The sequence below is a fragment of the Actinomadura atramentaria DSM 43919 genome, assembly GCF_000381885.1.
Taxonomy (GTDB): domain Bacteria; phylum Actinomycetota; class Actinomycetes; order Streptosporangiales; family Streptosporangiaceae; genus Spirillospora; species Spirillospora atramentaria.
Genome location: NZ_KB907209.1, coordinates 82,737 through 95,866, shown reverse-complemented (window position 1 = coordinate 95,866; position 13,130 = coordinate 82,737). Strand labels below are relative to the sequence as shown.

11 protein-coding genes are annotated in these 13,130 nt (G+C 75.6%); 5 read left to right on the top strand and 6 right to left on the bottom strand.

The window, feature by feature from the left end; genetic code table 11:
- The first annotated feature begins 3 nt into the window (after positions 1-3).
- The gene (locus tag G339_RS0104405; protein ID WP_019629866.1) at positions 4-1,044 is read left to right on the top strand and encodes a magnesium transporter CorA family protein; all 1,041 of its coding nucleotides are present in this window, start codon (positions 4-6) and stop codon (positions 1,042-1,044) included.
- Positions 1,045-1,062: 18 nt separating this feature from the next.
- Here G339_RS0104405 and G339_RS0104400 read toward each other — a convergent pair whose 3' ends face one another.
- Positions 1,063-2,685 (bottom strand): penicillin-binding transpeptidase domain-containing protein, encoded by a 1,623-nt coding sequence (locus G339_RS0104400; RefSeq protein ID WP_019629865.1) that lies wholly within the window; start codon positions 2,683-2,685, stop codon positions 1,063-1,065.
- Positions 2,686-2,797: 112 nt separating this feature from the next.
- Here G339_RS0104400 and G339_RS39710 point away from each other — a divergent pair, with 112 nt between their 5' ends.
- The 3 genes from G339_RS39710 (at position 2,798) to G339_RS36395 (ending at position 7,380) form a co-directional block, all read left to right on the top strand.
- Entirely contained in the window at positions 2,798-3,748 is a 951-nt protein-coding gene (locus tag G339_RS39710) for a LysR family transcriptional regulator (protein ID WP_019629864.1), read from the top strand.
- Entirely contained in the window at positions 3,745-4,626 is an 882-nt protein-coding gene (locus G339_RS0104390; protein ID WP_019629863.1) for a serine hydrolase, read from the top strand. The genes G339_RS39710 and G339_RS0104390 overlap by 4 nt, the downstream gene beginning before the upstream one ends.
- 93 nt (positions 4,627-4,719) lie before the next feature.
- Positions 4,720-7,380 carry an AAA family ATPase gene (locus tag G339_RS36395; protein WP_051107772.1) on the top strand — a complete coding sequence of 887 codons (2,661 nt, stop codon included), beginning with the start codon at positions 4,720-4,722 and terminating at the stop codon, positions 7,378-7,380.
- 167 nt (positions 7,381-7,547) lie between these two features.
- Here the strand turns inward: G339_RS36395 and G339_RS32510 are convergent, their stop codons facing one another.
- From G339_RS32510 to G339_RS0104370, 3 genes are read right to left on the bottom strand one after another with little or no spacing between them, the layout of a single operon-like run.
- Positions 7,548-9,365, bottom strand: a complete 1,818-nt coding sequence (locus tag G339_RS32510; protein WP_019629862.1) for an ABC transporter permease — start codon at positions 9,363-9,365, stop codon at positions 7,548-7,550.
- Positions 9,362-10,234, bottom strand: coding sequence for an ABC transporter ATP-binding protein (locus G339_RS0104375; RefSeq protein WP_019629861.1), 873 nt, complete (start codon positions 10,232-10,234; stop codon positions 9,362-9,364). Before G339_RS0104375 ends, G339_RS32510 begins: the two co-directional genes overlap by 4 nt.
- Complete coding sequence (locus G339_RS0104370) at positions 10,231-10,644, bottom strand: hypothetical protein (protein WP_019629860.1); 414 nt, start codon at positions 10,642-10,644, stop codon at positions 10,231-10,233. The genes G339_RS0104375 and G339_RS0104370 overlap by 4 nt, the downstream gene beginning before the upstream one ends.
- Before the next feature lie 112 nt (positions 10,645-10,756).
- On the opposite strand from G339_RS0104370, the gene G339_RS0104365 reads away from it, so the two are divergent.
- Entirely contained in the window at positions 10,757-11,905 is a 1,149-nt protein-coding gene (locus G339_RS0104365) for a serpin family protein (RefSeq protein WP_026341122.1), read from the top strand.
- A gap of 7 nt (positions 11,906-11,912) precedes the next feature.
- Here G339_RS0104365 and G339_RS0104360 read toward each other — a convergent pair whose 3' ends face one another.
- Both G339_RS0104360 and G339_RS41200 read right to left on the bottom strand, forming a co-directional pair.
- On the bottom strand, positions 11,913-12,446 hold the full coding sequence (locus tag G339_RS0104360) for a hypothetical protein (RefSeq protein WP_019629858.1): 534 nt from the start codon (positions 12,444-12,446) through the stop codon (positions 11,913-11,915).
- The coding region (locus tag G339_RS41200) for a hypothetical protein (RefSeq protein WP_205625485.1) at positions 12,443-13,130 on the bottom strand (688 nt) is incomplete at its 5' end. The genes G339_RS0104360 and G339_RS41200, both read right to left, overlap by 4 nt.

Here is a 13,130-nt window from a genome sequence, read left to right as displayed (position 1 = left end):
GGCATGACCGCACAGCCGACCGAGGTCGGGGAACGCCGCGAGGGGAAGCCGCCGCCCGCGCGGACGCGCCAGTGGATCGGGGACCGCGTCGCCGCCGAGGGATTCCCCGTCGCGGAGCTGCGCGACCGCCTCGACGGCGGGTCCGCCGTCGTCTGGGTGGACCTGTGCGCCCCCGACCACGACGACCTGCGGCTCGTCGCGGACGTCCTCGGCCTGGACCCGGTCGCGCTGGAGGACGCGGTGTCCCGCCGCGAGCGCGCCAAGCTCGACCGCTACGCGTCGTACCTCTTCCTCAACCTGTACGCCACCGATGTCGCCGAGCGGCGGCTCGCGCTGCACGAGCTGTCGGTGTTCGTCACCGACCGGGCCCTCGTCACGATCCGGCAGGACGAGCGGTTCGACGCCGACGAGCTGGTCCGCCGCTGGGACGACGACCTCGCGCTGTGGCGGCGCGGCACCGGCGACGAGGTCGCGAACGTCCAGCCGATCCTGCTCTACAGCCTGCTCGACCTGGTCGTGGACGGCCATCTGGACGCGGTCCAGGCCCTCGACGACGAGACCGACGCCGTCGAGGAGCTGATCTTCGACGACGGCGCGGCCGGCCGCGAGATCCAGCACCGCAGCTACCGGCTTCGCAAGAACCTCGCCGCGCTGCGCCGCGTCACGCTGCCGATGCGCGAGATCCTGAACACGCTGCTGCGCCGCGACACCGAGGCCGTCCCCGCCGCGATGCAGCCGTATTACCAGGACGTCTACGACCACACGCTGCGCGTCACCGAGCAGACCGACGCGCTGCGCGACCTCGTCGCGGACCTGCTGGAGACGCGGATCGCGCTCCAGGACAACCACCTGAACGAGGTGATGAAGAAGGTCACGAGCTGGGCCGCGATCGTCGCGGTGCCCACGGCCGTGACCGGCTTCTTCGGGCAGAACGTGGCGTTCCCGGGCCGGGACACGATCTGGGGGTTCACGTTCAGCTCGGCCGTCGTGGTCGTGTTCGGCGTCGTGCTCTACACGGTGTTCAAGCGCAACGACTGGCTCTGAGGCGCGGCCCGCCCGGGATCACGTCGCGGCGCGCAGGAACGCGGCGGCGACCGGCGCGGCGGCCTCGGCGCCCGTCCCGCCGTCCTCGATGATCACGGCGAACGCGAGGTCGCCCCGGTAGCCGATGAACCACGCGTGCGTCGGCGGGTTCTCGCCCGACCCGAACTCGGCGGTTCCGGTCTTGCCCGCCGTCCCGGCCGGGAACGACACGCCGCGCGCGGTGCCCTCGCTGACGACGGCGGGCATGAGCGAGTGCAGCGCCCGCTTGACGGCGGGCTCCAGCGGGTGCGGCGGTTCGGGCCGCCTGCCGTTCGCGTCGACGGCCTTGGAGACCAGCGAGGCGTCCACGACGCGCGGCGACCGCCAGGTCCCCGACGCGGCCGCCGCGGCGACCGCCGCCATGTTGAGCGGGCTCGTCAGCACCTCGCCCTGCCCGAACGCGGCGGCGGCGAGCGCGGTGTCGTCGGCGGTGGCGGGGAACGCCGCGCGGACGGCGGGCAGCCCGCCGATGATCGGCGCGTTGAACCCGAACTGCTCCGCGACCTGCGCGAGCCGCTTGGCCCCGAGCTTGTCCACGGCGAGCTTGGCGAACGTCGTGTTGCACGAGTGCGCGAACGCCTCCCGCAGCGGGACGGTGCCGAACTGCTCGAACTCGCTGTTCTTGAACGTCCGCCCGCCGATGGAGACCGTCGCCGGGCACGCGACCGGCGTGCTCGCGCTCATGCCGCCCGCGACGAGCGCGGCGGCCGTGACGACTTTGAACGTCGAACCGGGCGGATACGTCCCCATCAGCGCCCGGTTGTAGCCGCCCGGCTTGTTGGCGATGGCGACGATCTCACCGGTGGACGGCCGGATCGCGACCAGCGAGGCGTTCTTCTCCACGCCCGACAGGGCGCGGGACGCGGCGGCCTGCGCCCGCGCGTCGATCGTCGTCCGCAGCGGCGTGCCGTCCTTCCCGCCGAACCGCTGGAGGGTCTTCACGACCTTCCCGCCGTCGTCCACGATCTGGACGGCGAGCGCGGGCGTGCCCGCGAGCCGCCGCTCGTACTGGTGCTGGAGGCCGTCCGCGCCCGCCGGGTCGCCCTTCTTGTAGGGCGCGCCGAGCTTGGCGGCGGCCTCGGCGGTCGCGGGCGCGACCGTCCCGGCGATCTGGCCCGCCGAGCCGGGCCCGGCCAGGTCGCTGCCGTCCTTGGCCTGCACCGGCGCGCGGTCGGGCCACGCGCGCGACGCCCGGAGCCGCTGGCCGTCCTTGAGCCCGGGGTACAGGACGTCCGGCGACCAGGTCACCCGCCACTTCCCGTCCGACTTCGCGAACGGCAGGACGCCGGTGTACGACCACGTCCGGTTCCCCGCGAGCGTGAACGCGGCCTCGTACGACGCCGACTCCTCGCCGGTGGACGCGAGCGTGTACGTCTGCTTCGACGCGGCCATGTCGTCGTGCGTCTGCTTCAGCCGCTTCTCGAAGTCGGCGGGCGCGCCGTCGGTCAGCGCGCGCATCGCCGTGTAGTCCCCGCGCGTCCAGGCGGCGACGTAGTCGCGGGCGGCGTCCCCCGGCCCCCTGTCGCGGCGCAGGAACCAGAACGCCCCCGCGCCCGCGATCACCACCGCCACCACCGCGATCACCAGCCACGCTCGGCGCATGGGCCTCCCCCGTCCTGTCGGTGTCCGGCCCACAGCACACCAGGCGACCAGCGTTTTGTCCAAGATTCGTATGATTCTCAGTCCGATATACGAATTGCTATAGTCCCTGCTCGTGAACCTCGTCGGGCACCTCCGCTGCTTCGTCGCGGTCGCCGAAGAACTGCATTTCGGTCGGGCCGCCGAGCGCCTCGGCATGGCCCAGCCCCCGCTGAGCCAGCGCATCCAGCGCCTCGAACGCGAACTCGGCATCCGGCTGTTCGAACGGTCCAGCCGCCGCGTCGAGCCGACGCCCGCCGGGCTGCTCCTGCTGGAGGACGCCCGCGAGATCATCGCCCGCGCCGACCGCGTCCACGCCCTCGCCGACCGCGTCCGGCGCGGCGCGGACGGCGCGCTGCGCGCCGGGCTCCCCGCCGACCTCGGCGGCGGCGTCGTCGCCGCGCTCATCGCCGCGTTCGGCGCGCGGCGGCCCGGCCGGCGGCTCGACCTGCGCGAGATCCCCAGCGCCGAGCAGGCCGGGGCGCTCGCGGACGGGTCGCTGGACGTCGGCGTCCTGCGGCACCCCTGCGACACGCGCGGGCTCGACCTCGGGCCGATGCTCGACCAGCGCGTCGGCGTCCTGCTGCCCGAAGCCGACCCGGTCGGGGACGACGCCGTCGCGCTCGCCGACCTCGCGGGCCGCGACCTGGTGCTCTTCCCGCGCGAGGAGGCCCCCGGCAGCCACGACGAATGGCTCGCCGCGTGCCGCCGCCACGGCTACGACCCGCCCGCCGTCCGCGAGGCCCGCCATCCGCAGTTCGCGCTCGGCCTCGTCCTCGCCGGAACCGCCGTCGCGCTCGCCCCCGACCCCGGCGACGCGGGGCCGGGCGTCGTCTGGCGGCCGCTGGACGGCGACCCGATCGCCTGGCGGACGTCCTGCGCGTGGCGCGCCGACCGCGCCGACGACGCCGTCGCCGACTTCGCCGCCGTCGCCACCGCCGTCCTGCGCCGGGAGGCCCGCATGACACCGTTCGCCGCGCCGCGCCGCCGCGTCGTGCCCCGGCCGTCCGCGGGGTTCCTCGCGTGAGGGCGATCGAGGACGCCTTCCGCGCCGCCGGGGTCACCGGCTGGCTCTGCGCGCTCGACATCGACGGCGGGCGCGGCGTCGCGGTGCGCGGCGACGAGCCGGTCGTGCTCGCGTCGGTGTTCAAGGTGCCGCTGCTCGTCGCGTTCTTCCGCCGCGCCGCCGCCGGGCTGCTCGACCCGGCCGAGGCCGTCACGCTGCGCCCGGCCGACCGCAGCGACGGCCCGACCGGCACGTCGGTGCTGCTGGACGACGTCCGGATGTCCCTGCGCGACCTCGCCGCCATGATGATCACGGTCAGCGACAACGCGGCCGGGGACGTCCTGTACGCCCGCGTCGGCCGCGACGAGGTCAACCGGGCGATGGCCGACCTCGGCCTCACCGCCACGCACATCGCCAGCGACGGCCGGGAGCTGGCCGCCGGGATGCTCGCCGACGCGGGCGCCGACGACGTCGCGGACCTGTGGGACCGGCTCGCCGAACCCGGCGTGCCGCCGCTCGTCCGCGCGCTCGACCCGCTGCGCACGTCCCGCTCCACGCCCCGCGAGATGGCCGCGCTGCTCGCCGCGGTCTGGCGGGACGAGGCCGCGCCGCCCGCCGAGTGCGCGCTGATGCGGCGGATGCTCGGGCTCCAGGTCTGGCCGCACCGGCTGTCGTCGGGCTTCCCGTTCGACGACGTCCGGGTGAGCGGGAAGACCGGGACGCTGCCCACCGTCCGCAACGAGATCGGCGTCGTCGAGTACCCCGACGGGGGCCGCTACGCGGTCGCGGTGTTCACCCGCGCGCTGCGCCCCGCCGCGGTGCTGCCGCAGGCCGACGCGGTGATCGGCGCGGCGGCCCGGCTCGCCGTGGAAGCGCTGCGGCGTCCGCGCCGTCCCTGATCGACCGGACCGGTTGCGAATTCGGGCGGGCGGAGCAGCCGTCAACGCTCGTAGGCTGTTACCACGGCTTTGTTGAATCTTGGGGAGATTGCGTTGCGGCTGCCGGAGCATCTGGAGCTACTGCTCACCGACGAGCCGGTCCTCGACGTCTACGCGCACGGTCCCTGGCGCGTCCCGGACGGGCTGTTCGAGCAGGTCAGCGAGCGGATAGACGCGCTGGCCGCCGACCCGCGCGCCGCCGGGCTCACCACCGACGAGCACAAGCTGCTGACGCTGCCCGCCCCGCTCGTCCTGGCCGAGACGTTCGGCATCCTGGCGTACCTGCCCGGCGGCGGCGCAATCAAGGCGGGGTCCTGGTCGCAGCTCCCCGAGCGGCTGCTCGGCCGCCACCTGGTGAACCCGGCGCAGCTCAACACCCGGATGACGCGCTGGGACGCGCCCGGCGGCCGGTGGCGGCCCCCGGTGGACTGGCTGATCGAGGTCGCGGACCGGGAGCTGGCGATCGAGCTGGCCCGCGACGCGCTCGTCGCGCTGGAGGGCATCGCGCCGCTGGACGAGCGGCGCGCCGCGCTGCTGAAGCTGTACGACAACCCGCCGGACTGCGACGTCAACCTGCCGAAGTTCGAGCTGCGCGAGCACTGGAGCGCCCAGGCCGACGACGAGACGATCGCCGTCCTGCCCGAACTGCTCGGCCCCGTCGGGTACCTCGACTGGGTCGTCCAGGGGCTGCTCGCGGCGTTCGACCACCTGACGGCCGCCGCGCCGGTGGACGAGACCGTCACCGTCCACCTCGCCCGGCTGCTGCTGCAGGGGTCGATGGAGCACGTCCCGGCCGAGATGGTCGTCGCGCTCGGCGAGGACCGGTACGGCGAGCTGCGCGAGCGGTTCGCCGCCGAGCGGCGCGGGTTCAAGGCCGCGCGGTGGCAGGAGCGGACGCAGGCGTGGCTGGCCCGCGCGCTCGTCGAGGGCGCGGCGGACGGCTGCCGCGCCTGGCTGGACATGGCGATGCGGTTCGTCGCGACCGTCCAGGGCCTGCCCGGCGACCCGTGGTTCCCGCGCACCGAGTGGATTCCCGTCCGGCAGTTCCAGACGGACCTGCGGCGGATCTTCGGGCCGCGCCGCCGCGTGGTGAACCCGGTCGGGGCCGCGCTGCGGCAGGTCCCCCGGACGTCGTCGGGCGCCGCCCCGGGCGCGGCCGCGGACGCCGCCGCGCCGCCCATCGGGACGGGCCTGGTCGGGCAGCCCGACGTCGTCGCCGCGCTGCGCGAGACCGTCGCGGCGGGCGGCCCCGTCCGGCTGCTGCTCACCGGCCCCGACAGCACCGGCAAGCGCAGCGCCGCGCAGGAGCTCGGCCGCACGCTCGCGCTCGGCCGCGACCCGCTGTGGATCACCGGGAACCTGTTCGTCGGGCAGCGCCTCGCGGACGCCGTCGCGCGGCTGCACGCCGACGCGCGCGACTCCGTCGGCGACCGGCTCATGATCATCGACGGGCTGGACGCGGTGATCTCCGACCCCGGCAACGGGGAGGCGTTCGCGACGGAGCTGACGCGCGTCCTGGCCGTCCACCCCGACCTGCACCTCATCGCGCTGTGCGGCGCGAACGGCGACGAGCGGGTCCGCGAGGTCGACCCGGCGCTGCCGCAGCTCTTCCGGATCGCCCGCACCCGGCCGTTCACCGCCGAGGGGCACGCCGAGCTGTTCCGCCGCGCCGTCGAGGAGCAGGGCGGCCGCGTCACCAAGCAGGCCGCGCTCGCCGCCGGGGAACTGCTGGCCGCGACGCCGCCCGTCCAGACGCTCCGCAACGCGCGGCTCGCCCGGCACCTGGCCGACCAGGTGATGCCGCGCGTCCTGGACCGCGACGGCGAGCCCGTCGTCCGCAAGCAGGACCTCCCGCTCACCGTCGACACCGGGCAGGCGCTCGGCGACCCGCTCGCCGAACTCGCCGCGCTCACCGGGCTGGCGACGGTCAAGAAGGAGATCGCGCTGCTCGTCGCGGGCACGCAGGCGGCGCGGCTGCGGCGCGACGCGGGGCTGAGCGTCACCGCGCCGACCCGGCACCTGGTGTTCACCGGCAACCCCGGCACCGGGAAGACGATGGTCGCGCGGCTCCTCGGCCGGATCTACAAGCGGCTCGGGGTGCTGTCGTCGGGGCACCTGGTGGAGGCGTCGCGGGCGCATCTCGTCGGCGAGTACATCGGGCAGACCGCGCCGCGCACCCGCCGCCTGGTGGAGCGCGCCCTCGGCGGCGTGCTGTTCATCGACGAGGCGTACACGCTCAGCCAGTCCGCGCTGAAGGGCGACTACGGCTACGAGGCCATCGCCGAACTGGTCAAGCTCATGGAGGACCACCGCGAGGACCTCGTGGTCGTCGTCGCCGGGTACGAGCGGGAGATGAAGGACTTCCTCGCCGCCAATCCCGGCCTGGACTCGCGGTTCCCCCGGCAGCTCCACTTCGCCGACTACACCGACGACGAGCTGATCAGCGTCTTCGAGCACCTCGCCGCCGACGACGGCTTCACCCTCGCGGACGGCACGCGGGGCCGCCTGCTCCGGATGCTGCGCGGCACGCCGCGCGGGTCGTCGTTCGGCAACGGCCGCCTGATGCGCAACCTCCTGGACGTCGCCATCGCCCGCCAGTCCGAACGCATCGCCGCCCAGCGCACCCCGTCCCGCCGCTCCCTGGCCACCCTCCTCCCCGAAGACCTTCCCCCCGTCCTGGACAAACCCGAAGAACTCCTGGGCCACTACCTGTAACCCGCCCGCGCCGGCACGACCAGCCCCCAGCACTTCCCGCCGCAGCGGGCCTCCGACCCGCGAGCCGGCCGAACGGCCGGGCCGCGTGCGCCGACCCGCGCGGGCGGACGTTCGGGCGCGGATCGGCGGGCGGCACGGCTGGACTTCCGGGCGTCCCGGGGCCGGTGTCAGCGGGTGGTGGGAGGGGGCTTTCGTGCGGGGCGATGGAGGGCGCGCGGACGGGTTCGGGCGGCTGTGACGAGAGCTGCCGCGGCGAGCAGCGCGAGGGCGGCTGCCGTCACGACCAGCGGGCCGGGGCCCGCGGCGTCGCCGTGGGAACGGGTCGCGCCGGCGAAGTCCACCGCGCTGACGCTGTTCACGACCAGGTACCAGAGCGTCAGGTACAGGGCCTGGAACGGGCGGCCGACGCGGCTGACGGTTCCGAGCGCGTAGGCGAGGCTCGGCACGAACAGCGCGCCCGCCGCCCAGCCCGCGACGCCCGCCGCGTCCCCGGCCGCGAGCATCCGCGCGGCCGGACCGGCGGCGACGGCGCCCGTCAACAGCACCCCCGCCGCCCACTGCGCGACGAACCGCCCCGCGACGCGCGGGTAGGACGCCAGCAACCCCTCAAGCCCGACAGCGTGCGCCTGCGTCCCGAGCCGCGACCACACCAGCACGGGCCACACCCACGCGGCGAGCAGCACCCCCGACGCCCGCTCGGCGGGCACCGCGAACGCGACCGCGCTGATCACGATGGCCACGCCCCACCACCACCAGCGCAACCCGCCGGTGAGAATGCGCAACTCCCCCACCACAAGCCGCCATGCCCCCCACCCCATCCGCACCGGCGGCAACCCCGCCACGGGCGCCAAGACGGGCGCGGGGACAGGCGCGGAAGGGGCGCCGGGCGCGGGCGCGAAGCCGGGCGCGGATGCGCCGCCAAGCGCGGAACCGAACGTGGGCGCGGGCGTAGCGCCGGGCGCGGGGGCGGGTCCGAACGCGGGCGCGGGGGCGGGTGCGGGCGCGGTGCCGAGCGCGGGCGCGGGGGCGGGTGCGGGCGCGGTGCCAAGCGCGGAACCGAACGCGGGCGCAGTGCTGGGCGCGAGGGGGAACGTCACTGTGGTCGGGCGGCGGTTCTTGCGGCGGCGGGCGGTGCGGGACGGGTCGAAGCGGTCGAACCACAGGGCGGGAGCTGCTGCGAGGAGCGCCGCCAGGACGACCAGCAGCGCGCGGGAGGCGAGCAGGCCGCCCGTCGGCGTCCAGCCGGACCAGTCGAAGGTGCGCGGCGGGTGGTCCAGATAGGTGAAGCCCAGGCTGAAGTCGCTCCCGCGCACGTCGGCGTGCCGCTCGCGCAGGGTCGCGCGGAAGGACTCCGCGACGGGCGCGACGCCGAGGCCGCCGAGCGGCGCGCCCGCCGACTGGCCGCCGATCCCGACGACCATCGCGACGAAGAACCACACGATGTTCCCGAGACCGCTGCGCAGCCCCGGCGTCGCCTCGAACACCACGGCCGCGGCGGCCGTGACCGCCGTCAGCGGCAGCGCCAGCACCAGGTAGGGCGTGAGCAGCGCGACCAGGTCGAGGTGCGACGACTCGCCGCGCGCGAACTGCATGACCCCGGCGGTGATCGCGACCCCGAGCAGCATCGACGCGAGAACCGCGACATTGCTCGCGAACTTGGCGAGCAGGTACCGCCATGTCCGCAGCGGCGACGCGGCCAGCAGTTCGCCGACGCCGGTGGAACGGTCCCGTCCGATCGTCGTCCGGACGACGTAGAACCCGGCGATCGTCAACCACAGCGCGCTCGCCAGCGCCGTCACGGTCCCGACATAAGCGCTGTTGTAGACGCCCCGGTACCCGGCGACGTCCACGACCGTCCAATGCGTCCCGGCACCGGGCACCGCGACGTACCCCAGCCCGATCGTGGCCAGCAGCGTCACCAGATACACGGGCCGCCGCACGCGGTCGCGGACGTCCCCCGTGACCAGACTCAGGAACGTTCTCACGACGGCACCACCAGAAGGTACAGATCCTCCAGATCCGGCAGCACGCCGACCGCGCCGGGCAGCGGAGCGGCGGGCGCGAGCACGCGCAGCCGGACGCCGTCGCGCGTCCGGACCATCCGGCTCACCCGGAACCGCCCGCGCACGCCCGCGACGACGTCCGGCGGCACGGTCGCCTCCCACACGTGCCCGTCGATCTCCGCGAGGAGGTCCTGCGGCGCGCCGTGCCGCAGCAGCCGTCCCCCGGCGACGACGGCCAGGTCGGACGCGACGGACTCCACGTCCGACACGATGTGCGTCGACAGCACCACCACGCGGTCCCGCGCCAGGTCCGCGAGCAGGTTGCGGAACCGCGCGCGCTCCTCCGGGTCCAGTCCCGCGGTCGGCTCGTCCGCGATGAGGACGCGCGGGTCGCCCAGCAGCGCCTGCGCGATCCCGACGCGCCGCAGCATCCCGCCGGAGTATCCGCCGAGCGGCCGCTTCACGGCGTCGGTGAGGTTGACGGTCTCCAGCAGCGCGTCGACGCGCGCCTTCGCGGACCGCGCCGACAGCCCTTTGGCCGCCGCGAGGTAGCGCAGGAACTCCCGCGACGTCAGGTGCGGGTACACGCCGAAGTCCTGCGGGAGGTAGCCGAGGACCGAGCGCATAGCCTCGGGGTGCGCGACGACGTCGGTGCCGTCCAGCAGCACCCGACCCGCCGTGGGCCGCGTCACCGCCGCCATGATCCGCATCAACGTGCTCTTGCCCGCGCCGTTCGGGCCGAGCAGCCCGACGACACCGGACGTCAGTCGCAGCGAGAGATCGTCGATCGCCGCATGTCGGCCCCGGTACACCTTCCGGACGCCGACGAGATCGAGGACGGGCGCGTTCACCGCCCCGCGCCCGTCAGCTTCGTCGGGCGGCCGTCCCGCAGCACCCGGACGCCCTTCGGGACCTCGACGCGGAACTTCGCCTCGCAGTTCGCGAACCCGGTGCAGTCCGCGCGCAGCCGGAGCACGCCGCCTTCCAAGCCCCAACTCTTGCGGACGCCGGTCGCGTACCGGTGGGAGAACCACCGCGTCACACGGACGTCGGCGCGGTCGGTGGCGACCAGGTCGGTCGGCTCGGAGCTGCGGACGTCCAGCACCTTCCCGGTGAGGGGGAAGGTCGTGGACTCGGGCCGGGCGTCGCTCGCGGAGGCGCAGCCCGCCGCCGCGACGAGCGCGGCGGCGGCCGCGCCCGCCAGCGCCGCGCGCCGCGCGCGGCGGCCTGTCCGGGGCCTGGGGGTCGTCACGGAGATCATGGATGACAGCGTCGTCCGCCCGGCCCGGCGCGGCCCAGCCCGCAGGCACCACACCCGAAGCTGGGGCAAACCCCCGTTGCCGAACGAGCGTCCGGGGGTCGATCATCGCGGGATGCGTGCGGTGCGGGCCGCCAACGCGCTGACGGCGCGGTGGGCGGAGACGGTCTCGGGATCGGTCGTGCTCAGCGGCGCGGGCGTGTGGCCGCTGCTGGCGCTGCTCGCCGAAGGCGCGGCGGGCGACGCGCGCGCCGAGCTGGCCCGCGCGCTCGGCCGCCCGGCGGACGGCGCGGCCGAGGGCGCGCGGGAGATCCTGTCGATCCTGGACGGACCGGGCGCGGCGCGGGCCGCGATCGGCGTCTGGCGGCGGCGCGGCCTCGCGCTGCACGACGCGTGGCGCGCGCTCGTCCCGGACGGTGCGCTCGGCGAACTGACGTCCCGCTCCGCGCTGGACGCGTGGGCCGCCGACCGCACGGACGGCCTCATCCCGGCGATGCCCGTCGACCTTCACGACGACACGCCGCTCGTCGCCGCGACGGCCCTCGCCGTCCGGACGACGTGGCTGCGGCCGTTCGCCGACGGGATCGAGGGAATCACGGACGGGCCGTGGGCGGGCCGCGACATCGCGGTGGTGCGCCGGACGGGCGTCCACCTGGACCGCGTCCGGCGCGCCGAAACGCCCGCCGGGCCGCTCACGCTCGCGCGCGTCATGGGCACCGGCGGCGTGGACGTCCACCTCGTCCTCGGCGAGGAGCGCCGCGCGCCCGGGGCGGTGCTCGCGGCGGCGGTCGGCGCGCTCGCGGACCGCCGCGCCGTGCCCGGCGGCGCGCTGCCGTTCGGCGCGCCGTCGCCGGGCGTCCGCGTGGTGGCGGCGCGCGCCCACGCGCCGGACGACGTCCTCGCGCTGACCGTGCCGCGCTTCGAGGTCCGCTCGTCGCACGACCTGCTCGACCTGCCGGACGTGTTCGGGCTCCGCGCCGTCACCGACGCCGCGCGGCGGCCGCTCGCCGGAATCTCCGACGCGCCGCTCGCGATCGCCGGGGCGCGGCAGGAGGCGCTGGCCCGGTTCCACGCGCGCGGGTTCGAGGCCGCGGCCGTCACCGGGTTCGCCGCCGCGGCGGGCGTCCCCCCGCCGCCGCCCTACCGGGTGCGGCGGGTCGAGGCGGTGTTCGACCGGCCGTTCGGCGTGCTCTGCGCGGACCGCCGCAGCGGACTCGTCCTCGCCGCCGCGTGGATCGCCGAACCCGAGGACGCGCCCGGCTGAGCCGGGGTCACGCCCCGGCCAGCGTGTCCAGCTCGGTGATCTTCCAGTGGCCGCCGCGGCGGACGGCGTCCACCGCCAGCATCGTCGGCGTCGTGGACGTCCTGCCGTCCGTCGCGCGCGTCCCGTGCTGGTCGGCGAAGACGAGCAGGCTCGCCCGGTCGCCGGTCAGCGACGTGACCGCGCTGTCGGTCACCGTCGTCGTCAGGACGAGCTTCTGCGCCGGGCCCTGCTCGCGCACCGCCTTGAACAGCGTCGCGTACTGGCCCGTCGCCGCGCCGACGAGCACCGAGCGCGCCGCCGCGTCCGTCGCGCCCGGGTTGGTGTACCCGTACGAGAACACCTTCGCGACGGCGTCGCCGACCTCGCCCTTCACCTCGCTCGTGCGCGCGTTGTCGGTCAGCGCCGTGTTCTCCGCGACCGCGCCGCCCCGCAGGTCGTCCGCGCGCCGCAGCGAGTACCAGCCGCCCACCGCCAGCAGCACCGCGACGAGGCCCAGCAGCAGCGGGAGCCGGCCGGCCCGCCCCGCGTTCGTCCCGCTCACGATCCGGACCCTCCCGCCGGGACCTCACCGAGGCCGCTGACCTTCCACCCGCCGGGCGTGCGCTGCAACTGCGCCGCCATCCGGGTCTGCTTGACGGTCGGCGTCCCGTCCGCCGCCGTCGCGGTGATCCGCACCGCGAACACCATCGACGCCTTGCCCGCCCGGTCGTCCAGCTCGGTGACGCCGCTGCGCAGGATCTTCGCCGTCGTCACCGTCTTCGCGGCGGACGCGTCCTTCTTGAACTGCGCGCCGCCCTGCTCGAACTGGTCGTGCAGCGTTCCGGTGGACGAGTCCAGCCACGTCTGGAAGCCCGCGTCGATCTTCCGGTAGTCGAGGGTGCTGAGGTTCTGGACGTCCTGCTCGCCCGCCTGCCGCACCTGCTCGCGCAGCTTGGAGAAGTGCAGGCCGTCGTCGTGCGCGGCCGAGTACCACGACCAGCCCGCCCACGCCACGAACACCGCCGCCGCGGCCGCGACCACGAGCGCGGTCCGCACCAGCGGCTCCGCCCACGGACTCCGCCCGACGGGCTTCCGCTCGGCGGGCTTCCGCGCAGCGGCTCTCCGCTCGGCGGGCTTCCGGGGGACGGGCTTGCGCGCGACGGACTCACCGTCCGCGTCGTCCTCGTCCTCGTCGGCGTCGGCGTCGGCGTCGGCGTCGGCGTCGGCGTCGGCGTCGGCGTCGGCG

Coding starts and splice junctions, on each gene's coding strand:
- G339_RS0104405 (WP_019629866.1), top strand. CDS start 4: ATGACCGCACAGCCGACCGAGGTCGGGGAACGCCGCGAGGGGAAGCCG.
- G339_RS0104370 (WP_019629860.1), bottom strand. CDS start 10,644: ATGATCTCCGTGACGACCCCCAGGCCCCGGACAGGCCGCCGCGCGCGG.
- G339_RS0104365 (WP_026341122.1), top strand. CDS start 10,757: ATGCGTGCGGTGCGGGCCGCCAACGCGCTGACGGCGCGGTGGGCGGAG.
- G339_RS0104400 (WP_019629865.1), bottom strand. CDS start 2,685: ATGCGCCGAGCGTGGCTGGTGATCGCGGTGGTGGCGGTGGTGATCGCG.